The following is a 21,856-nucleotide window of genomic DNA, read 5'->3' as shown; positions in this document are numbered from 1 at the left end:
GAACATATTCGCACTTCAGGCGCTCACCCCGGGAATCGGCGGCCGCCGGGGTGCGCGGGACGGCCGGCGGCCCCGGCGCCGCCGGGAGTTCAGTCCCCGGTCCCGGGCGACTCCAGGGCCGACCGCAGCGCGCCCAGGAACTCCGCGGCCTCGCGGCCGTTGACGAACCGGTGGTCGTAGGCCAGGCCGAGGGAGACGACCCTCCGGGTGGTGAAGACGCCCTCGGCGGTCTCGACGACCTCGGGGCGCGGCGCGGTGAGGGACAGGGCGCAGGTCTGGCCGGGGAAGACGACGGGGACGGCGGTGACGACGGCCTCCTCGGTGTGCAGGGTGACCATGATGGAGCCGCCCCGCAGGTCGTCCTCCCGGAAGCTCCCGCCCAGCGCCGCCTGGCGCAGCCGCATGAGGTCGCGGGCGATCTCCACGAGCGGCCGTCCGCCCGCGTCCTTCACCACGGGGACGACCATGCCCCGGCCGACGTCCATGGTCACGCCCACCCCGGCGGCGGCGGGCAGGCGGGCCCGGTGCGCGCCGGCCGGGGCGGCGAAGCAGAGGGGGAAGCGGCCGAGCAGCCCGCCGGTCGCCTTGACCAGCAGCTCGGGCAGGCCGATGAGGGCGCGCAGCCGCCTGGTCTCCTGCCGGGCGAACGCCAGCGCCTCCGTCACGTCGACCCGCATCGCGGTGAACGCGGCCGGGATCTCCCGGTGCGAGCGCTCGACCACCTCGGCGACCCGCCGCTGGGCCCGCGACAGCTCGACCAGGCCGGTCCCCTCCTCGTCGTCCCGGGCCGCGGCGGGCTCCGGGCTTGTGGTCTCCGCGTCGGCGGCCTCCGCGTCGGCGGCCTCCGCGCCGGAGGCGGGGACCGGCGGCTCCGGTGCCGAGGCGGGGACGGACGCCGGTCCGGGGGCGGCCCCGGCCACCGGCAGGAGGCGCTCCAGGTCGGAGCGGCGGACCACCTTCACCCCGAGCGCGCGCACCTGTTCCACGGAGATGCCGTGCTCGTCCATGAACAACCGGGCGGGTGCGGTGATGACCTGCGCGCCCGCCTCCGGCTCCGTGCCCGTGCCCGATTCCGCGACCGGCTCCGTGCCCGCCCGCGCGCCCGTGCCGGCGTCCGCCTCGGGGGCGGGGCCGGGCGCGCCGCCGTCCGCGCCGAGCCGGGCGATGACCTGGCCGGGCGCGCACTCGGCCCCCTCGGGCAGCAGGTGCCGCAGCACCCCGTCCTGCGGGGCGGTGAGCTCCTCGACCGCCTTGGAGGTCTCCAGCTCCGCGATCGGCTCCCCCGCCCGTACGGCCTCCCCGTCCTTGACGGTCCACGCCGTCAGCAGGTAGGCGCTGTCGTTGTTGTTGAGCTTGGGCACCGGGATGTCGGTCAAGAGAGGGCCTCCGTGATCGCGCGCTTGATGTGGTCCGGCTGGAGGAGGACCTCCCGCTCCAGGTGCGGGGCGGCCGGGATGACGCTCGCGGCGGCGCTGAGCAGGGTGATCGGGCGGCGCAGCGCGGGCCAGAGCCGGGGGTAGAGCACCCGGGCGACCTCCGTCCCCCAGGTCCCGCCCTCGGAGCCGTCCTCCGCGACGCACACGTGCCGGGCCCGCTCCAGGCCGGGCAGCTCGGGCACCGGGTACAGCCGCGCCGGGACCAGCAGCTCGCAGAGCAGGTCCTCCTCCAGCAGCAGCTCCCGCGCGGCGGCCAGCGCCCGGTGGGCCATCCCGCCGGGGACGACGAGCGTGCAGTCGGGCTCGCCGCCGCCCTCCACGAAGACCCGCGCGGTGCCGCCCGTCCCATCCACGCCGCCGGTGAGCTCGTAGCGGAACAGGTCGTCCACCACGCCGCCGGTGAACATCCTGCGGGTGTAGAGGACCTTATCCTCGAAGAGCAGGCAGGGCTGCCCGAGCGCGAACATGGCGGCCAGCAGGTCGCCCGCGTCGTGGAACGGGGTCAGCTCGAACAGGTGCAGGCCGGGCACGCCCAGGAAGTGCTTCTGCGGGCTCTGGCTGTGGGTGGGGCCGTAGCCGCGCCCGCCCCCGGAGGGGCAGCGCACGACCAGCGGGACCGGCACGGGCCTGCCGTACATGGCGGTGGACTTGGCGGCGAAGTTCACCAGCTGGTCGAAGGCGAGGGCGGCGAAGTCGGCGAACATGATCTCGACGACCGCCTTCTCCCCGGCCAGCGCCAGGCCGGCGCCGACCCCGACGATCGCGCCCTCGCTCAGCGGCGTGGAGCGCACCCGCTCGCCGAACCGGTCCGACAGGCCGCGGGTGACCTTGAAGGCGCCGCCGTACGGGTCGGCGATGTCCTCGCCGAGGACGTGCACGTCCGGGTCGGCGGCCAGCAGGTCGTGCAGGGCGCGGTTGAGGTGCTCGGCGACGCGGGTCACGGGCGCTCCCAGACGGAGAGCGGGCGGGCGGCGACCTCGGCCGCGACGTGCTCGACCAGTTCGCGTGCCTCGCGGTCGAGCCGGTCGAAGAGCTCGGGGAGGAGCCGCGCGTAGCGGGCGTGCCAGTCGTGGTCCGCGGCCAGCGCGATCTCCTCGGCGCTGCGGGTGTCGTCGCCCTTGCTGTGCGGGCCGATCCGGTGGGTGGCGAACTCCACGACCAGCGGGAGCGACTCCTCGCGCACCCGGGCGACCAGGGGCGCCAGCTCGGCGCGGATCTCGGTGATCTCGGTGGAGGCCGTGCGGTGGTGCGGGACGTCGAACGCGGCGGCGCGCCCGGCGACGGTCCCGGCCATCTGCACGCGGGTCGGGGTGGACTGGGCGATGCCGTTGTGCTCGACGACGACCAGCAGGGGCACCCGCCAGAGCCGCGCCATGTTGAGCGCCTCGTAGACCGAGCCCTCCCCCCAGGTGCCGTCGCCGATGTAGGCGCAGGCCAGGGCGCCGCTCCCCTTCAGCGACAGCGCCGCGCCGACCGCGACCGGGAGGCTCTCGCCCTGCACGCCGGTGGACAGGAAGCGGCGGTGGTAGACGTGCTGGCTGCCGCCGACCCCCGCGCACAGCGCGCCCTCGCGCCCCATGATCTCCGCCAGCAGCCCGTGCGGCTCCGCGTGCCGGGCCAGGAAGTGGCCGTGGCCGCGGTGGTTGCTGAAGACGAAGTCGTCGTCGCGGAGCAGGGGGGCCAGCGCGACCGGCACGTACTCCTGCCCCAGGCAGGTGTGGGTGGTGCCGCTGAGCTCGCCGGCCTCGAACAGGCGGAGCAGGGTCAGCTCGAAGTGCCGGATGAGCAGCAGGCGCCGCAGGTCGTCCTCCGGAGGGGGAGGGGCGTTCCGCGGGTCGGCGGAGGGGATGGTGACGGTCACGTGTGCGCTCCTGGCGTGGGCGACCGCGGGCATGGCTCGGCCGCCCTGGGTGAGAGGACAGGGTGGGAGCGCTCCCATGGGAGCGTAGAAGGCGCCGGGGAACGCTGTCAACGGATCTGTGAGACCGGAAAAACTTGGTGAAACCGGCAAATCCGTCTTTTGTCTAAGAACGTGGACTAACTACTTCTTTACTGGGTTTGTCCATAATCGAAAACCTCGGAGAAATCTTGACGGCCTTGTCAGCACGTACCTAGCCTCCTCCGTGGGAACGCTCCCACCGCATCGAAACGAACACCTGTACGAGAAATCCCGCCCTCCGGGGCGGTCTCGTCGGCTCATCGGAGCCTCCGCACCATCTCCGGCCCACCCTGGCCGCCGCACCGAGCGGCCGGTGGTCACCTCTGCTCGATCCCGCGCGGGACCGGCACCCTCTACAGGCCGCCCTGCCCCTCGCGGCCACCGCTCTCCGGGACCGCCCTCCGGGCGTCCCCGCCCCATGACCCGGGAACGCACCTGGTTCCCCCAGCCGCAGCACGGAGGTGCCGTGACGCACACCGCCCTGTCGCCGGCCAAGCAGGCGCTGCTCGCCCAGCGCCTGGGCGGCCGTGCCGTCACCGCGGCCATCCCGCCGCGCCCGCCCGGCACCCCGCCGCCGCTCTCCCCGGCGCAGGAGCGGTTGTGGTTCCTGGAGCAGTACGCGCCGGGGACGGCGGCCTACACCGTGGCGTTCGCCGTCCGCCTGGAGGGCGAGATCGGCGAGGAGGCCCTGCGCCGGGCGCTGACGGAGGTCGCGGCCCGGCACGAGAGCCTGCGCACCCGGCTGATCACCACGGCCGACGGCCGCCCGGAGCTCGTCGTCGACGACCTCCCCGCGGCGGAGCTGCGCGTCGCCGACGGGGCCGAGGGCACGGCCGCGATCGACGAGGAGCTGGCCAGGCCCTTCGACCTGGAACGCGGCCCCCTGCTCCGGGCCCTGCTGGTCCGCCTCGCACCCGGCGCCCACGTGCTGCTGCTCACCATGCACCACGCGGTGACCGACGGCTGGTCCTGCGACGTCGTCATGGAGGAACTGCTCGCCCTGCACGCCGCCCACCTGGCCGGGAGCGAACCGCACCTGCCCCCGGTACGGCTGCAGTACGGGGACTACGCGCACTGGCTGCGCGAGCGCGCCGGGGACGGCTCCCACGACGGGGACGTCCGCTACTGGCGCCGCAAGCTGGACGGGCTGCCGCCGCTGGAGCTCCCCGCGGACCTGCCGCGCCCGGCCGAGCAGCGCTGGGAGGGCGCCGCCTGCGGCCTCGACCTGGACGCCGAGCTCAGCGAGGCCGTCGCCGCGGTGGGGCGGGCCCACGGCGCCACGCCGTACATGACGCTGCTGGCCGCCTTCCAGGTGCTGCTCGCGCGCTACTCGGGGCAGCACGACTTCGCGGTCGGCTCGCCGGTCTCCGGGCGGGACCTGCCCGAGCTGGAGCGGGTGGTCGGCGTCTTCGTCAACTCCCTGCCGATGCGCGCCGACCTGTCGGGCGACCCCACGTTCGCCGAGCTCCTGGACCGGGTGCGGGAGACCGCGCTGGACGCCTACGCCCACCAGGCGCTCCCCTTCGACCGGCTTGTCGACGAGCTGGGCGTGGAGCGGGACGTCAGCCGCTCGCCGGTGTTCCAGGTGATGTTCGCGCTGCAGAACTACCGGTCCAGGCCGCTGGACACCCCCGGCCTGACCATGAGCCCGTTCCCGATCGAGACCGGGGTCAGCCGGTTCGACCTGGCCGTGTACCTGTTCGAGACGCCCGAGGGGCTGCGCGGCCAGCTCACCTACAGCACCGCGCTGTTCCGCCCGGACACCGTCGAGCGGATGGCGGCCTGCCTGGAGAGCCTGCTGCGGTCGATCGTGGCCGACCCCGGGGCGCGGATCTCCGAGCTGGAGCTCCTCCCGGCCGAGGAGCGCCGCCGGGTGCTGGCCTTCGGCGAGTCCGTCCCGGCGACCCGCTTCGACGCGGAACTGGTCCACGAGGCCGTCTCCGCGCAGGCCGCCCGGACGCCGGACGCGGTCGCGGTCGTCGCGGGCGCGGGAGGCACCGGAGACTTCGGGAGCACGGTCTCGCTGACCTACGCGGAGCTGGAACGGCGCGCCGGGCTGCTCGCGCGCCGGCTGCGGCGGCGGGGGGTGGCGGTGGGCGACCGCGTCGCGATCTGCCTGGAGCAGTCGGCGGACCTGGCCGTCGCGGTGCTCGGCGTGCTCAAGGCCGGCGCCGCCTACCTCCCGCTGGACCCCGACCACCCGGCGGAGCGGCTCGCGTTCGTGCTCTCCGACGCCGGCGCCGCCGCGGTGGTCACCTGCCCCGAGCTCCGCGACCGGGTCCCGGACGACCTGGCGGCCGTGTGGGTCGCGGAGGGGGAGGCGGCGGAGGAGCACGGCGGCGGGACCGGCGGACCCGGGGACGCCGGAGCCGCGGCGGGCCGCGCGGACGGGGACGACCTGCCGCCGGGCGGCGGGGCCGTCCCGGGCGACCTGGCCTACGTCATCTACACCTCCGGGACCACCGGGCGGCCCAAGGGCGTGGCCGTGCAGCACCGGGAGGTCATGACCTACCTGGCGGGCGTGCGCGAACGGCTGGCGGTGGAGCCGGGAGGCTCCTACGCGCTCCTGCAGTCGCTGGCCTTCGACTTCGGCGTGACCGTCTTCTACCTGTGCCTGATGACGGGCGGCACGCTCCACCTCGTCCCGCCCCGTACGGCGGGGCGCGAGCTGGCCGCCTACCTGCGCGAGCACCGCGTCGGCCACCTCAAGATCACTCCATCCCACCTGGCGGCGCTGCTCACCGACGCGACCCCCGGCGAACTGCTCCCGAGCGAGCTGCTGATCCTCGGCGGCGAGGCCGCCCCGCAGGGCTGGGCCGCCGAGCTGGCCGCGGCCGGCCGGTGCCGGGTCGTCAACCACTACGGTCCCACCGAGGCCACGGTCGGCGTCACCACCTACGCGGTGGAGCCGCCCGCGGGGACCGCCCCGGGGGCCGGTCCCCGGGACACCGCGCGCGCCTCCGACAGGACGCCGGGCCCCGGGGCGGTCCCGGGCTCCGGGACGGCCCTGCCGATCGGGACCCCGCTGCCCGGTGCCCGCGTCCACGTGCTCGACGACGCCCTGCGGCCGGTGCCGGTCGGCGTCCCCGGCGAGATCTACCTCGGCGGCGACCGCCTGGCCCGCGGCTACCTGGGGCGTCCCGGGCTCACCGCGGACCGGTTCCTGCCCGATCCGGAGGGCGGCCCGGGGGCCAGGATGTACCGGACCGGCGACCTCGGCCGCTGGCTGCCGACCGGGGACCTGGAGTTCCTCGGCCGCCGCGACCTGCAGGTGAAGATCCGCGGCTACCGGGTGGAGCTGTCGGAGGTGGAGGCCGTACTGGCCGAGCACCCCGGGGTGGCGCACGCGGTCGCGGAGTTGCGCGGCGAGCGCCTGGTCGCCTACCTCGTCGCCCCCGCCGGAGCGGCCCGGCCGGACCCGGCCGAGCTGCGGTCCTGGCTGGCCGAGCGGGTCCCGGACTACATGGTCCCGGCCCGCCAGGTCTGGCTGGACGAGCTGCCGCTGAAGTCGCACGGGAAGGTCGACCGGTCCAGGCTGCCCGAACCCGAGGCCCTCGGCGGCGGGGACGGCGGAGGGCCGGCCGAGTTCGTGCCGCCCGCCGCCGGGGCGGAGGAGACCGTGGCCCGGATCTGGGCCGAGGTCCTCGAGACCGACCGGGTGGGCGCGCTGGACGACTTCTTCGACCTGGGCGGCCACTCGCTGCTGGCCATGCGGGTCATCGCGCGGCTGCGCAGGGAGGTCCCCGAGCGGACCGTGACCGTGCTGGAGCTGTTCAAGCACCGCACGGTCCGGGACCTGGCCCGCCTGCTGGAGGGCGGGTCCGGCGGCCCGGCCCGGCTGCTGCACCGGCTCACCCCGGCCCGGACGGCCGCCGCGACCCTGGTCTGCGTGCCCTTCGGCGGCGGCAGCGCGGTCGTCTACCAGCCGCTGGCCGACGCGCTGCCCGCCGACTGGGCGCTGTATTCGGTGGCGGTGCCCGGTCACGAGCTGGGGGAGGAGTCCCGGCCCGTCGAGGAGGTCGCGCGCGGGTGCGCGGAGGAGATCCTCGCCGGGATCACCGGGCCGCTGGTCCTCTACGGGCACTGCGGTCTCGGCGTGATGCTGGTGGCGGAGACCGCCCGGCTGCTGGAGGCCGCCGGGCGGGAGATCGAGGCGGTCTACCTGGGCGGGGTGTTCCCGTTCGCCCGTCCCGGGCGCGGTCTGGGCCGACTCGGCCACCTCATGGACCGGCTCACCAGCGACCAGGGGCGGATCAACGCCCTGGCCGCCGCCGGGCTCGACGTCGAGGAGTTCGACCGCGACCAGCTCAAACTGATCATCCGCAACCGCCGCGAGGGCACCCGTACGGCCGAGCGGTACTTCACCCGGCTGTTCGAGGAGCGGTCCGGCCGCCTGCGGGCGCCGGTCATCGCGGTGGCGGGGGAGCGGGACCCGGCGGTGGAGTTCTACCAGGAGCGCTACCTCGAATGGCTCCGGCTCTCCGACACGGTCGCCTGCGTCGTCCTCGACGAGGCCGGGCACTTCTTCGTCAAGTACCGTGCGGAGGAGCTCGCCGACATCCTGACCGGGACCCACCGGGCCGTCGCCTCGGGCGGGACGGCCGCGCTGGAGCGCACGGAGGAGTCCACCTGGTGGCTCCAGGCGGTCACCCGGGCCGGAGAGGAGGACGGCGACGGGGCCGGGGACGGAGCCGGGATCGCGGACGGGACCGGGATCGCGGACGGGATCGCGGACGGGACCGGGATCGCGGACGGGACCGCGGAGAGCCCGGCCGGGCCGGATGGAACAGGCGGACCGGACGGGTCGGGCCCGCCGGACGGGAAGATCCGGAAACGGAAGCCGGACCGGGGCGGGCGCTCGGCGCGGGCCGCGGGAGGAGCGCCCGGCGCGACGGACATCGGCATGCGGCGCTTCCTGCTCGTCTCGACGGGGCAGCTCGTCTCGATCACCGGATCGGCGCTGACCGAGTTCGCCATCCCGATCTGGATCTACACCACCACCGGGTCGCTGGCGCGGTTCGCGCTCTTCGCGGTGCTCGGCCTGGTGCCCGGCATGCTGGTGGCGCCGCTGGCCGGGGCGATCGTCGACCGCTACGACCGGCGCCGGGTCATGCTCTGCGGCGACGTCGCCGCGGGCGGGACGCAGCTCGCGCTGGGCGTCCTGCTCTGGACCGGCAACCTGGAGATCTGGCACATCTACCCGCTGCTGGTGTGCCTGTCGATCGCGCTCACCTTCCAGCGCTTCGCCTACGGCTCGGCCATCCCGCAGCTGGTGCCCAAACGCTTCCTGGGCCACGCCAACGGCGTCGTGCAGACGGCCAACGGCACCGCCCAGCTCATCGTGCCGCTGGTCGCGACCGGCCTGATGGCCACCATCGGGCTGGAGGGCATCCTCATCATCGACGTGGCGAGCTACGCGGTCGCCACGCTGATCCTGCTCTTCGTCAGGTTCCCCGCCGCGATGCCGTGGCGGCGCCGCGAGGGCGTGGCCGCCGAGATGATGAACGGCGTCCGCTACTCCTGGGGCAACCCCGGCTTCCGGGGCATGCTGCTGTTCTTCGCGGTGCTCAACGTCTTCCTGTCGCCGCTCTTCCTGATGATCTCCCCGCTGGTGCTCTCGTTCGCGACGCTCGACGACGTCGGCCGGGTGTCGTTCGCGGGCGGGCTGGGCGTCCTGCTCGGCGGGCTGCTGATGACCGTCTGGGGCGGGCCGCGCCGGCGCAGGCTCCACGGGGTGCTGCTCGCCACGCTCGCCCTGTCGGTCTTCTGCGTGCTCACCGGCCTGCGGCAGGACCTGGTCGCCATCGCGGCCGGCGCGTTCGGGATGTCGTTCTGCCTGACCATGCTCAACGGCGTCTACGCCACGATCATCCAGGTCAAGGTGCCGCAGCGGTTCCACGGCCGGGTCATCGCGCTCAACACGCTGGTCGCCTGGTCCACGCTGCCCATCGGCTTCGGCCTGGTCGCGCCGTACGGCTCGGCGGTGTTCGAGCCGCTGCTGGCGCCGGACGGCCCGCTCGCGGGCACCGTCGGCGCGGTGATCGGCGTCGGGGAGGGCCGCGGCATCGGCTTCATGTACGCCTGCTTCGGCCTGGCCATCGCGCTCATCGCGCTGGTGTCGATGCGGGTGCGGGTGCTGGCGCGGTTCGACGCCGAGGTCCCCGACGCGGTCCCGGACGACCTGGTCGGCGCCGAGGCGCTGCGCGGCCGCCTGCGGACGGAGCGGCGCGCGGACGGCACGGCGAAGGACGCGGACAAGGCGAAGGACACGGACGCGCACGGCATGCCGAAGGACGCGGACAAGGCGAAGGACACGGACGAGGACACGGACAAGGAGGAGGTCCCGGTATGAGTTTCCTGGTGGTGCTCAACGAGGAGGAGCAGTACTCGGTCTGGCCCGCGGACCGGGAGCTGCCCGAGGGCTGGCGGGCCGAGGGGTTCGCGGGGGAGCGGGAGGAGTGCCTCGCCCGCATCGAGGAGGTCTGGACGGACATGCGCCCGCTCAGCGTCCGGCGGGCGCACGGATGACCGGGCAGGTGGCGTCCCGGCTCGCCGAGATGGTCGAGGCGGCCTCCGGCGGGCGGCTGCCCGCCGGGGAGGTGCTGCGCTCCGAGGGCTCCCTGGCCGCCCTCGGGCTGGCCTCGCTGGAGCTGCTCCGGCTGGTCGACGCGGTCGAGGACGAGTTCGGCGTCGTCCTGGACCTCGGCGGCGGCGCCCACCTGGACAGCTTCCCGCTGCTGGCCGGCCACGTGGCGGAGAACCTGCCGTGACCCCCTCGACCCCCTCGACCCCCTCGACCCCGCAGGCCCCCCGGTCCCCCCGGGTCCCGCGGACCCCCCCGGCCGCGCCGGCGCCGCGGACGGTGCCGGAGATGCTGGCGCTGCGCGCGGAGCAGGAGCCGGAGCGGACCGCGATCATCGTCGAGGGCGAGGGGACGCTGACCTTCGGCGAGTGGGAGCGGCGCTCCCACGCGGTCGCGCACGGCCTCCTGGACCGCGGCGTGCGGCCGGGCGACCGGGTCGGGCTGCTGTTCGGGAGCCGGGACTGGGCCGACTTCGCCGTGGCCTACTGCGCGGTCCAGCTGGCCGGGGCGGTCGCCGTGCCGCTCTCGGACCGGCTCGCCCCCGCCGAGCTGCGGTACATGCTCGGCCACTGCGAGGCCTCCGCCGTGCTGTGCGGCCGGGACCTGGAGGCCCCGGACGGCGACCGCTGGACGGCCGCCCCCGCGGAGCTGGAGGACGCGGGGAGCGGACCGGCCGGCGTGCGGGTCGCCCCGGAGGACCTGGCCCAGATCCTCTACACCTCCGGGACCACCGGCACGCCCAAGGGCGTCGGCGCCTCCCACGCCAACCTGGCCTTCGGCTGCGAGACGCGCCCGAACCGCCGCCGGTTCGGGCACTCGCGCCACCTGCTGCACGCCTTCCCGATCGGCACCAACGCCGGGCAGACGATGCTGCTCAACGCGCTGGACGCCCGTCCGGCGATGCTGACCCCGGCCCGCTTCACGCCCGGCCGGTTCGCCCGGCTGATCGAGTCGTACGGGGTCGGCACCGTGTTCCTCGTCCCGACCATGGCGATCGAACTGCTCAACGCCGGACTGCACGAGCGCCACGACTTCTCCAGCGTGGTGCTGCTCGGCTCGGCCGCCTCGGCCCTTCCCCCCTCGGTGTCCGTACGGCTCACCGCCGCCTTCCCCAACGCGACGGTGACGAACTACTACACCTCGACCGAGGCGGCCCCCGCCCAGACCATCATGATCTTCGACCCGGCCCGGCCGGGCGCGCTCGGGCGCCCGGCGTCCGGCGGCGCGCTGCGCGTCGCCGGACCGGACGGCGAGCCGCTCCCGCCGGGGGAGACCGGCGAGGTCTGGATGCGCTCGCCCGCCCCCCGCTCCTACTACCGCGACGAGCAGGCGAGCGCCGAGGCGTTCCGCGGCGGCTGGGTGCGGATGGGCGACCTGGGCTACCTGGACGCCGACGGCTACCTCCACCTCGTCGACCGGGAGGGCGACGTGGTCAAGTCCGGGGCGTTCAAGGTCTCCACGCTGCAGGTGGAGGCCGCGCTGTACGAGCATCCGCAGATCGCGGAGGCCGCGGTGGTCGGCGTCCCGCACCCGGTGCTGGGCACCGCGATCGCCGCGGCCGTCGTGCCCCGCTCCGGCGGGGAGGTGTCCGTCACGGACCTGCGCGCCTTCCTGATGGAGCGGCTGGCCGGCCACGAACTACCCGAACGGGTGCTCGTCGTGGACGTCCTGCCCAAGAACCAGTCAGGAAAAGTCATCAAAAGGGAGTTGCGGGGGCTCTTCGGCGCCGCCGCGACGGGTCGTACGGAAGGCACGTGAGATGTCGGTACCGCTGGTAGACGAGTCGCACCGGGCGTCCCTCGCCCAGCACGGAATGTGGGTCACCGAGCGGGCGGGCGCGGGCGGCGCGGTCTACCGCATGCCGCTGGCGGTCCGCTTCGACGGCCCGCTGGACGCGGACGCGATGCTCGACGCCTGCGCGGCGGTGGTCCGGCGCCACCCCGTCCTCGCCTCCGTGCTGGCCGAGCGGGACGGGCAGGTCTGGGCGGCGCCCGGCGAGGCCCCGCCGCCGATCCTCTTCGAGGACGTCTCCGGCGACGCCCCCGGCGCGCAGGAGCCCCCCGCGGGCGCCGGAAGCGCCGCGGACCCGGCGGGCGAGCCCGGCTCGCCGGAGTGGCTCGCCGCCCGGGTCGCCGCGGCCCCCCTCGACCTGGGGACCGGGCCGGTCTCGCGGTTCACCCTGTTCCGGCTGGGGCCGCTGAGCCACCTGCTGCTGGTCGTGGCCCACCACGCCGTCTTCGACGGCATGTCCAAGGACGTGCTCCTGCGCGACCTGGCCGCCGCCTACAACGGGGAGGAGCCGCCCCCGCTGCCGCTCTCGTACGGCGAGGCGGCCCGCGCCGAGCAGGAGCGGGTGGACGCCGGGCTGGACGCGGCGGCGGAGTTCTGGCGGTCCCGGTGGCACGACGACCGGGAGGTCGCGCTCCCCGGGGCCACCGGCTCCTCGCTGCGCGCGGCCCCCGGGGAGGCGGTGGAGCTGGCCCTCGGCGACGAGGTGGCCCGGGCGGCCGGGCCGCTGGGCGTCACCCGGTTCGAGCTCCTGCTGGCCGCCCTGCACGTGCTGCTGCACGCCTACGGCAACGAGCGGGTGACGGTGGCGGCGGACCTGTCCACCCGGACCGAGCAGACCCGCGACCACGTCGGGCTCTTCGTCAACGAGCTCCCGGTGGCCTCGGTGCCCGACGGGACGTTCGCCGGGTTCGCCCGCTCCCTGCGGGAGGAGCTGCGCGCGGTCTACCGGCACCGGGAGGTCCCGCTGGCCCGGGCGCTGGGCGGGATCGGCCCGCGCAGCGCCCTCACCCCGGTCTCGGTGAGCTACCGGGCGCGGCCGGGCGCCGACCCCGTCTTCACCGGGCTCGACGCCTCCGTCGACTGGGCGATGTTCAACGGCGCGGTCCGCAACACGCTGCACCTGCAGGTCGTGGACGCGCCCTCCGGGCTCTCGGGGGTGCTGCTGTTCAACCCCGCGGTCCTCGGCCGCGCCGGCTGCGAGGCCGTCGCGGAGCACCTGCGGGCCCTGCTGCGCGGCGTCGCCGCCCGGCCGGAGGCCCCGATCGCGGAGCTGCCGCTCCCGCCGCGCGCCGCCGGGCCGGAACGCGCCGCGCGGCAGGGCGGTGAGCCGGGAGCCGCCGCCGGCGGGGCCGCTCGGGAGACCGCCGGTCCGGCCGCCGACCGGGAGGGCGCCGGTCCGGGGCACGCCGGTCCCGCCGCGGGCCCGGTGCCCGCCGGAGGGTCCGGGGGGAGCGGCGCGGCCGGGACGGAGGACGCGCTGGTCGAGCAGGTCGCCGCGATCTGGTGCGAGGCGCTGGAGGTGGACGAGGTCCGGCCGGACGACGACCTGTTCGACCTCGGCGGGCACTCGCTGACGATCACCCGGATCATCGCCCTCGTGCGCGACCGGATGGGCGTCGAGCTCTCCTTCGAGGTGTTCATCGACGACCCCACCGTGAGCGGGGTAGCCGACGAGATCGCCAGGTCCCGATGACGGCCGGGGCCGTACCGGAGCGGGCGGTGCCGCTGGAGTTCGCCGGGGCGCGCGGCGGGCGGGCCCCGCTCGCCTGGGGCCAGCGGGCCTTCTGGCGGCTGATCCGCTGGCTGGACGAGGACGACCCGTACTACAACCTGCCCTGGAGCCTGCCCGTCTACGGCAGGCGCGACCTGGACACCGTCCTGGGCGCCCTGCGCGCGCTGGTCGAGCGGCACGAGAGCCTCCGCACGACCTGGACGGAGACGCCGGAAGGGCCGGTCCAGCAGGTGATGCGCGAAGGCGTGCTGACGGTCGGGGTGCTCGACGCCGGGGAGGCCAAGCCGCTCGCCGCCGCGCGGGAGGCCGCCGCCGGACTGGCGGCCAGGGCCTTCGACCACGCGGCCGAGCCGCCGATCCGGTGCGCCGTCGTCACCGCGGAAGGACGGCCCCGGGCGGTGGCCTTCGCCCTGTCGCACCTGGCGGTGGACGCGTGGGCGCTGGAGATCCTCGCCACCGAGTGGCGGGCGCTGCTCGCCGGGGAGGAGCTGCCCGCCCCGGCCTGGCAGCCGCTGGACCAGGCCGCCCTGGAGCAGGGCGGCGGCGCGGCCCGGGGCGAGCGGGCGCTGCGGCACTGGCGCGCCGAGCTGGAGCGGGCCCCGATGACCCTCTTCGACTTCCCCGGGCGCAGCCCGGAGGAGCCGAGGTTCGTCAAGGTCGGGATGGAGTCGGCCGCCGCGGGCTCGGCCGCCCGGACGCTCGCGGCGCGCTGGGCGGTGAGCACCTCCAGCGTGCTGACCTCGGCATGCGCCGCGGTCCTGGCGGCGCTGACCGGGCACCGCCGGGTGGCGATGCAGCTCATCGTGGCCAACCGGCACGACCCGCGGACCGCGGGCATGGTCGGCACCGCCGTACAGGACGGGCTCTTCACGCTGGACCTGTCCGCCGGGACGTTCGCCGACGCCGCGCGCGCCGGGCACCGGCAGGCGCTGACCGCCTACCGGTACGCGCACTACGACCCGGCGGCGATGACGGCCCTGCGCGAGGAGGTCGGCCGCGCGCGCGGCGGCGCCGTCGACCTGTCGGCCTACTTCAACGACACCCGGCCCACCGGCGACTGGCCCGGCCTGCCGCCCGGCGACCCGGCCGAGCTGACCGGGCGGACCCGGACCTTCCCCGTCGGCGCGTGGCCGATGGTGGACGCCACCGCCTTCTTCGCCGCCGGTCCGGCCGCGCACACCTGCCGGCTCGACCTGCTGGTCGACACCGCCCGGCTGTCCCGCGCCACGGCGTACGAGCTCCTGCACGCGGTGGAGACCCTGCTGGTCCGGAGCGTCGCCGGGGACGTGCCGCTCGACGGGATCGCCGAACTGTGCGGCGTCACGCCGGTGGACCGGCCCGTGCGGGAGGTCACGCCGTGACCGGAGAGGATCATGCGGGAGGTCACGCCGTGACCGGGGAGGCCCGTGCGGGAGGCCGCGCCGTGACCGGAGAGGAACGGCGGGCGGCGCTGCTCGCCCGGCTGGCCGCGCTCCCGCCCGAGCGCCGCGAGGCCCTGCGCGCGCTCACGCTGGCCGGGGCGGCCTCCGGCCGGAAGGCCCCGGCCCCGGCGGGCGGAGGCGCAGGGGGCGCAGCGGTCCCGGGGGTCCCCGGGGGCACGGAGGCGGGCCGTTCCTGGCCGCTCTCCTTCGGCCAGGAACGGCTCTGGTTCCTCAACCGCTTCGACCCGGCCGACACCGTCTACAACACCCCCTGGTGCGTACGGCTGCGCGGCCCGGTCGACGCCGGGGCCCTCGCCGCGGCCCTCACCCGCGTCGCCGGGCGGCACCACGTGCTGCGCGCCCGCTTCCGGCTGGACGGCGACCGCCCGGTGCAGGTCGTCATGCCCGCCGGGCCGGTCCCGCTGGAGGCCGCCGAGGTCGCCGGGGACCCGGCGCCGGCCGTGGTGGAGCTCGTCAACCGGCCGTTCGACCTGGAGTCGGACCCGCCGCTGCGGGCGGCGCTGATGCGGCTGGACGACGGGACCTCGCTGCTCTGCCTGGTCCTGCACCACATCGTGGTCGACGGCTGGTCGCTGGACGTCCTCATGCGGGAGCTGGCCGAGTGCTACGCGGCCCTCCGCGAGAGGCGCGAACCCGCGCTGGAGGAGCTGCCGATGCAGTACACCGACTTCGCCGTCGAGGACAGGCGGCACGACCGCACGGCCCGGCTGGAGTACTGGACCCGCACCCTGGCCGGGGTGCCCGTCCTGGACCTCCCGGCCGACCTGCCCCGCCCGGCCAGATGGACGGGACGCGGCGGACAGGAGCCCCTGACGGTGTCCGGTGAGACGGTCGCCCGGCTGGAGGAGGTCGCCCGCCGGGAGCGCTGCACGCTGTTCATGGCCCTGGTCGCGGCCTACCAGGCCGCGCTCGGGCTGCTGGCCGGCCAGGACGACCTCTGCGTCGGGGTGCCGGTCGCGGGGCGCGGCCGGACCGAGCTGGCCCCGCTGATCGGGTACTTCTCCACGACGCTCGTGCTCCGCGCCGACCTGTCCGGCGACCCCGCCTTCCGGGAGCTGCTCGGGCGCACCCGCGTCACCCTGCTGCGCGGGCTCCAGCACGCGGACGCGCCCTTCGAGCAGATCCTCGGGGGGCTGCGCCTGCCACGCGACCTGAGCCGCCCGCCGCTGCTGCAGGCCATGTTCAACCTGCACAACATGCCCAAGGGCGACCTGCTGCGCACCTCGATGGGGGACCTGGAGGTCGAGGTCTACCCGGTCCCGCCCGCGGGCCGTACCAAGGCGGAGGTCTCGGTGGACCTCTGGCGCGCGGGCGAGGGGCTGGGCGGGGTCCTGGACTACGGCTGCGACCTGTTCACGGCGGAGACCGCGCGGCGGTTCGCCCGCGTCTTCACCGGCCTGCTGGAGCGCGCCGGGACCGGCCCGGACCTCCGCCTGTCCGAGCTGGGAGGCGGCTGACGTGACTCCTCCGCTCCCTGAAGGGAGCGGCTTCTCGCTTTCCTCTGCCGAGGTAGGCGACGGACAAGCCCTGCCCGTTTCAAGCAGAAGAACTGTAACAGGGAAGCGATTCCACTGCCGGGTGAACCCGGCAGTGGAATCGCTAGATCTGATTGATCCGGCACGGACCGGAGATCCGACCCCGGATCCGAGAAGGAAGGGAGACGAACGGTGCTGACGACGCCGAGGACGCCGACGACGCTGGAGCTGACCCGGCGCCGCCGGGACCTGACCCCCGACGAGGTGGCGGTGAGCGGGCCCGGCGGCGAGCTGACCCACCGCGAGCTGCACGAGCGGGTCGACGCCCTGGCGGCGGTCCTGCGCGAGCGGGGCGTGGGCCCGGAGGTCCCGGTCGGGATCTGCATGGAGCGCACCGTGGGGATGGTGGTCGCGGTGCTGGCCGTCTGGGCCGCCGGCGGCGCGTACGTCCCGCTCGACCCCGCCTTCCCCGCCGACCGGCTCCGGCTGATGCGCGAGGACGCGGGGGCCGGCCTGGTACTGACCCAGGACGGCGTGGAGGCGCGGCTGCCCGGCGGGACGCCCCGCACGCTGGTGCTCGCCCCGGACGGCACGCTCCCCGGTGCGCGGCCCGCCCCGGGCGGCCCGCCCGCCCCGGACGGCCCGACGGGCGACCTGGCCTACCTGATCTACACCTCGGGGTCGACCGGGCGGCCCAAGGGCGTGGCGGTCCCGCACGGCGCGGTGGCCAACCTGATCGGGTCGTTCGCCTCCCTGCTGGAGCTCACCCCCGCCGACCGCTGGCTGGCCGTCACCACGCTGTCGTTCGACATCTCGGTGCTGGAACTGCTGCTCCCGCTGACCTGCGGCGCCCGGCTCGTGGTGGCCCCCGCCGACCGGGCGGCCGACGGCCCGGCGCTGCGCGCGCTGGCGGCCGAGGAGCGGATCACGGTCATGCAGGCCACCCCGGCGACCTGGCGCATCCTGCTGGAGGCCGGCGGGGTGCCCGAGACGGTCCGGACGCGATTGTGCGGGGGCGAGGCGCTCCCGCGCGACCTCGCCGACGCGCTCGGCTCCGGCGGCGCCCGGCTGTGGAACGTGTACGGCCCGACGGAGACGACCGTGTGGTCCACGGCCGGTCCCGTCCCGCCCTCTCCGGCCCCGGTGGACCTGGGCGGGCCGATCGCCGACACCGCCCTGTACCTGCTGGACGCCGGGGGAGACCCGGTGGCGGAGGGGGAGACGGGGGAGCTGCACATCGGCGGCGCCGGGGTGGCGCGCGGCTACCACGGCCTGCCCGCCCTGACCGCGGCCCGCTTCCTGCCCGATCCCTTCTCCGGCCGGCCGGGCGCGCGCATGTACGCCACCGGCGACCTGGCCCGGATCGGCGCGGCGGGACGCCTGGAGTACCTGGGCCGGGCCGACCAGCAGGTCAAGATCCGCGGCTTCCGGATCGAGCTCGGCGAGATCGAGACCGCCCTGCGCGCGGCCGGGGAGGTGCGGCAGGCCGCCGTCGCCGTGCGCGAGGGGCCGGACGGGCTGCCCCGGCTGGTCGCCTACGTCGTCCCGGCCGGCGGTCCCAGCGGTCCGGGCGACCCCGGTGACCCCGGTGACCCCGGTGGTCCGGAGGGCGCGGGCGGGCTCTGGCCGGTGCTGCGCGCCCGGCTGCGGGCGGGTCTGCCCGAGTACATGGTCCCCGCCCACCTGGTGGTCCTCGACCGGCTGCCGCTCACGCCCAACGGCAAGCTGGACCGCGCGGCGCTGCCGCACCCCGACTGGACGCGGGTCGCCGGGACCCCCTACCGGGCCCCGTCCACCCCGGAGGAGAAGGAGCTGGCCGCGATGTGGACCGACGTCCTCGGCCTGGCCGAACCGGTCGGGGTCGACGACGACTTCTTCGAGCTCGGCGGGCACTCGCTCACGGCCGCCCAGATCATCGCCAGGGTGCGGACGATGTTCGGGGTCGCGGTGCCGATCGTGGCGCTGTTCGAGAACCCCACGGTGGCCGGGCTCGCCCGGGAGCTCGACCGCGCGGGCGACGGCATGGACGACGGGCCGGACCTGATGGACATGGCGGCGCTGCGCGAGCAGCTCGACGGGCTCAGCGCCGAGGAACTGGCCGCCCTCTTCGACGAACTGGCGCCGGGCGCATGAGGGCGCCCCTGTCCCCGGCCCAGGAGCGGCTCTGGCTCCTGCAGCGCCTCGACCCGGGGAACGCCGCCTACAACCTCTATCTCGTGCGCGCGCTGCGCGGACCGCTCGACCGGGCCGCGCTCGCCGGGGCGTTCGACGACGTCCTGGCCCGCCACGAGAGCCTGCGCACCCGCTTCACCGAGGAGGAGGGGGTGCCCTGGGCGGTGGTCGAGCCCCCGGCGCCCGCCGCCGTCGACTGGCCGGTCGCGCGGGACCGCCCGGAGGCGGAGCGGATGACGGCCGAGCGGGCCAACGCCCCGTTCGACCTGGCGCAGGGACCGCCCCTGCGGATCGCGGTGATCCGCCTCGGCGACGACGAGCACGTGCTCTGCGTCACGATGCACCACATCGTCGCCGACGGGTGGTCGCTCAACGTGATCCTGGACGACCTGGCCGCCTGCTACACGGCCCGCGTCTCCGGCGCGGTGGCGGAGCTCGCCCCGCTGCCCGTCCAGGCCGTCCACCACGCCCTCTGGCAGCGGAGCCGGGCCGGGCGCGCGGTGCCGTACTGGCGGGAGAAGCTGGCCGACCCGCCGCCGCCGGAGCTGCCCTTCCGCGAGGGCACGGCGAGCGGGGAGGGGGACTTCCACCGGGCGCACCTGCCGCCGGCGACGGCCCGGCGGCTGGAGCGGCTGGCCGGGGAGCGGCGCACCACCCTGTTCACCGTGCTCATGGCGGCCTACCAGGTGCTGCTCTCCCGGCATACCGGTCAGAGCGACATCCTGGTCGGCAGCGTCTTCTCGGGCCGGGACCGGGTCGAACTGGAGGGGATGGTCGGGTACGTCTCCCAGACGGTGGTCCTCCGCGGAGACCTGAGCGGAGACCCGCCCTTCACCGAACTGATCACTCGCATGCGGGGCGAGGTCCTGGGCGCGATGGCGGGTTCGGCCGTGCCGTTCGAACGGCTCGGCGAGCGGGCCGAGTCGCTGCTGCCGTCGATGCTGATCCTGCACACCCAGGACGGCGGCCCCCGGCGGCCGTTCGGGGACCTGGAGGTGACCGGGATCGAATCGGGGTTCCGGCAGGCCAAGACCGACCTGATGGTCGAGGCCTGGTCGGACGCCGACGGGCTGGGCGTCTCGCTCTGCCTCGATACGGGGCTGTTCGGCCCGGAGGCGGGGCGCCGGCTGGCCGGGCGGTTCGCCCGGCTGCTGGAGTCCGTCGCGGCCGGGCCGGACACCGCGATCTCGGAGCTGCGGATCTGGACGGACGAGGACGAGGCGGAGATCCGCGCCCACGCCGTGCCCGGAGGAACGGAACCACCGGGGGGTGACGGCCGTCCTCCGGCCGTCGGAGCCGTCGGAGCCGTCGGAGCCGTCGGAGCCGTCGGAGCCGTCGGAGCCGTCGGAGCCGTCGGAGCCGTCGGAGCGGGCGCCGGGACGGCGGGGACGGTCCCCGAGCTGATCGCCGAGGTCGCGCGGCGGTCGCCCGGTGCGGTGGCCGTGGTCTGCGGCGGGACGGAGGTCTCCTACGGGGAGCTGATGGCGCGCGCGGACGCGCTGGCCGGCGTGCTCGGGGAGAGCGGGGTGCGTCCCGGCGACATCGTCGGCGTCTGCCTGCCGCGCTCGGTCGAGGCGATCGTCGCGCTGCTCGCGGTGTGGCGGGCCGGCGCCGCCTATCTGCCGCTCGATCCGGACGACCCCGACGAACGGCTCGCCTTCTCCCTGGCGGACGCCTCGGTCGTCCATGTGGTCACCCGGCGGAGTCTCCCCCCCGGCCGCCTCGCCGTCGACCCGTCCGGCCCGGCGCTCGCAGGCCCGCGGCCCGGCCGCGCCCGTGCGGCGGCGGCCCCGGAGGCGGGCACGGGATCCGCTGCGGCCCCGGGGACGGGGACGGAGCCCGCGGCGGGCGCGGGACCCGCGGCGGTCCGGCCGGCCGACGCCGCCTACGTGATCACCACCTCGGGCTCCACCGGGCGCCCCAAGGGCGTGGTGGTGGAGCACGGGGCCGTCACCGCGCGGGTGCGGTGGATGCGCTCCGCCTACGGCCTGGCCCCCGGCGACCACGTGGTCCAGTTCGCCTCGCTCGGCTTCGACGCGCACGTCGAGGAGGTCTTCCCCACGCTGGCGTCGGGCGCCGCGCTGGTGCTGCTCCCCGACGGGGCGACGAGCCTGCCGGAGGTGCTGGCCGGTCCCGCGGGCCGGCGGGTCACCGTGCTGGACCTGCCGACCGCCTACTGGCACGCGCTGGTGGAGGAGCAGGAGGAGGTGGCCTGGCCGCCCGGGCTGCGCCTGGTGATCCTGGGCGGCGAGCAGGTCGCCGCCGCGGCGGTCGAACGCTGGCGGACCCGGTTCGCCGACCGGGTCCGGCTGGTCAACACCTACGGGCCGACCGAGGCCGCGGTCATCGCCACCGCCGCCGACCTGGGCGCCGACGCGGCCTCGGGCCGTCCGCCGATCGGATGGCCGATCGGCGAGACCTCGGTCCACGTGCTGGACGAGCGGGGCCGGCCGCTCCCGGCGGGCGCGACGGGCGAGCTCGTCATCGGCGGGGCGGGGGTGGCGCGCGGTTACCTCGGCAGGCCGTCGCTGACCGCGGCGGCGTTCGTCCCGGACCCGTACGGCCCGCCGGGCTCGCGCCGCTACCGGACCGGCGACCGGGCCCGCCGCCGCCTCGACGGGCGGCTGGAGTTCCTGGGGCGGCTGGACGGCCAGCTCAAGGTGCGGGGCTTCCGGATCGAGCCCGGAGAGGTCGAGAGCAGGCTGCTCGACCATCCGGAGGTGGGGCAGGCGTTCGTCACCGTCCGGGGCGAGGAGCTGATCGCCTACTTCACCGGCACGGCCGATCCGGCCGAGCTGCGCGCCCGGCTGGAGGGCGTGCTGCCCCGGCAGCTCGTCCCGGCCGCCTGGGTGCGGCTGGAGGCGCTGCCCCTGACCTCGAGCGGCAAGGTCGACCGCGCGGCCCTGCCCGAACCGGACCTCGTCCCGGCCGCCGGGCGGGTCCCGCCCCGCACCGACGCGGAGCGGCTGGTGGCCGGGATCTGGGAGGAACTGCTCGGGGTCACCGGCCCCGGCGTGTTCGACGACTTCTTCGCGCTGGGCGGGCACTCCCTGCTGGCCACGCGGGTGGCCGCGCGGATCCGCCGCGCGACCGGGGTGGAGGTCCCCGTCCGCACCGTCTTCGACCGCGCCACGATCGCCGGGCTGGCCGCCGAGGTGGAGGAACTGCTGATCGCCGAGCTGGCCGGCATGACCGACGAGGAGGCGCTCAGACTGCTCGACGGCTGACCGCCGTCAGGATGACGGGCGGCCCGATCCGGAACGCTGCTCGACGGCTGACCGCCGCC

The 21,856-nt window shown here is 75.9% G+C and carries 12 protein-coding genes; 9 read left to right on the top strand and 3 right to left on the bottom strand.

Annotated elements, in window-relative coordinates:
* Positions 1-89 precede the first annotated feature (89 nt).
* Genes IEZ06_RS15415 through IEZ06_RS15405 form a run of 3 tightly spaced genes read right to left on the bottom strand, consistent with a single transcriptional unit; the run spans position 90 to position 3,297 of the window.
* Positions 90-1,376, bottom strand: coding sequence for a 2-oxo acid dehydrogenase subunit E2 (locus IEZ06_RS15415; protein WP_189237378.1), 1,287 nt, complete (start codon positions 1,374-1,376; stop codon positions 90-92).
* Positions 1,373-2,377, bottom strand: coding sequence for an alpha-ketoacid dehydrogenase subunit beta (locus IEZ06_RS15410; RefSeq protein ID WP_189237377.1), 1,005 nt, complete (start codon positions 2,375-2,377; stop codon positions 1,373-1,375). The genes IEZ06_RS15415 and IEZ06_RS15410 overlap by 4 nt, the downstream gene beginning before the upstream one ends.
* A complete protein-coding gene (locus tag IEZ06_RS15405; protein WP_229798191.1) occupies positions 2,374-3,297 on the bottom strand; it encodes a thiamine pyrophosphate-dependent dehydrogenase E1 component subunit alpha in 924 nt (307 codons plus the stop codon). The genes IEZ06_RS15410 and IEZ06_RS15405 overlap by 4 nt, the downstream gene beginning before the upstream one ends.
* Positions 3,298-3,793: 496 nt before the next feature.
* On the opposite strand from IEZ06_RS15405, the gene IEZ06_RS15400 reads away from it, so the two are divergent.
* The 9 genes from IEZ06_RS15400 to IEZ06_RS15360 all read left to right on the top strand — a co-directional run bounded on the left by IEZ06_RS15400 (position 3,794) and on the right by IEZ06_RS15360 (position 21,797).
* Entirely contained in the window at positions 3,794-9,727 is a 5,934-nt protein-coding gene (locus tag IEZ06_RS15400) for a non-ribosomal peptide synthetase/MFS transporter (protein ID WP_229798189.1), read from the top strand.
* Complete coding sequence (locus IEZ06_RS15395; protein ID WP_068898470.1) at positions 9,724-9,903, top strand: MbtH family protein; 180 nt, start codon at positions 9,724-9,726, stop codon at positions 9,901-9,903. The genes IEZ06_RS15400 and IEZ06_RS15395 overlap by 4 nt, the downstream gene beginning before the upstream one ends.
* On the top strand, positions 9,900-10,145 hold the full coding sequence (locus IEZ06_RS15390) for an acyl carrier protein (RefSeq protein WP_068898468.1): 246 nt from the start codon (positions 9,900-9,902) through the stop codon (positions 10,143-10,145). The genes IEZ06_RS15395 and IEZ06_RS15390 overlap by 4 nt, the downstream gene beginning before the upstream one ends.
* A 101-nt stretch (positions 10,146-10,246) precedes the next feature.
* Entirely contained in the window at positions 10,247-11,716 is a 1,470-nt protein-coding gene (locus tag IEZ06_RS15385; RefSeq protein WP_189237375.1) for a class I adenylate-forming enzyme family protein, read from the top strand.
* Between the two features lies 1 nt (position 11,717).
* Complete coding sequence (locus tag IEZ06_RS15380; protein WP_189237374.1) at positions 11,718-13,442, top strand: condensation domain-containing protein; 1,725 nt, start codon at positions 11,718-11,720, stop codon at positions 13,440-13,442.
* Positions 13,439-14,842, top strand: coding sequence for a condensation domain-containing protein (locus IEZ06_RS15375; RefSeq protein ID WP_189237373.1), 1,404 nt, complete (start codon positions 13,439-13,441; stop codon positions 14,840-14,842). Before IEZ06_RS15380 ends, IEZ06_RS15375 begins: the two co-directional genes overlap by 4 nt.
* A 62-nt stretch (positions 14,843-14,904) precedes the next feature.
* The gene (locus IEZ06_RS15370; RefSeq protein ID WP_189237372.1) at positions 14,905-16,380 is read left to right on the top strand and encodes a condensation domain-containing protein; all 1,476 of its coding nucleotides are present in this window, start codon (positions 14,905-14,907) and stop codon (positions 16,378-16,380) included.
* Between the two features lie 210 nt (positions 16,381-16,590).
* Entirely contained in the window at positions 16,591-18,531 is a 1,941-nt protein-coding gene (locus tag IEZ06_RS15365; RefSeq protein ID WP_189237371.1) for a non-ribosomal peptide synthetase, read from the top strand.
* Entirely contained in the window at positions 18,528-21,797 is a 3,270-nt protein-coding gene (locus tag IEZ06_RS15360) for a non-ribosomal peptide synthetase (protein WP_189237370.1), read from the top strand. Before IEZ06_RS15365 ends, IEZ06_RS15360 begins: the two co-directional genes overlap by 4 nt.
* Positions 21,798-21,856 lie beyond the last annotated feature (59 nt).

The sequence above is a fragment of the Planomonospora antibiotica genome (genome assembly GCF_014647955.1).
GTDB lineage: Bacteria > Actinomycetota > Actinomycetes > Streptosporangiales > Streptosporangiaceae > Planomonospora > Planomonospora parontospora.
Note: the sequence above shows the minus strand (reverse complement) of the source record. Positions and strands in the feature narration are given on the sequence as shown.

What these genes read in the sequence shown, in the direction of transcription:
- IEZ06_RS15375 (WP_189237373.1), top strand. Translation starts at nt 13,439, where the DNA reads ATGACGGCCGGGGCCGTACCGGAGCGGGCGGTGCCGCTGGAGTTCGCC.
- IEZ06_RS15400 (WP_229798189.1), top strand. Translation starts at nt 3,794, where the DNA reads ATGACCCGGGAACGCACCTGGTTCCCCCAGCCGCAGCACGGAGGTGCC.
- IEZ06_RS15390 (WP_068898468.1), top strand. Translation starts at nt 9,900, where the DNA reads ATGACCGGGCAGGTGGCGTCCCGGCTCGCCGAGATGGTCGAGGCGGCC.
- IEZ06_RS15395 (WP_068898470.1), top strand. Translation starts at nt 9,724, where the DNA reads ATGAGTTTCCTGGTGGTGCTCAACGAGGAGGAGCAGTACTCGGTCTGG.
- IEZ06_RS15385 (WP_189237375.1), top strand. Translation starts at nt 10,247, where the DNA reads ATGCTGGCGCTGCGCGCGGAGCAGGAGCCGGAGCGGACCGCGATCATC.
- IEZ06_RS15360 (WP_189237370.1), top strand. Translation starts at nt 18,528, where the DNA reads ATGAGGGCGCCCCTGTCCCCGGCCCAGGAGCGGCTCTGGCTCCTGCAG.
- IEZ06_RS15380 (WP_189237374.1), top strand. Translation starts at nt 11,718, where the DNA reads ATGTCGGTACCGCTGGTAGACGAGTCGCACCGGGCGTCCCTCGCCCAG.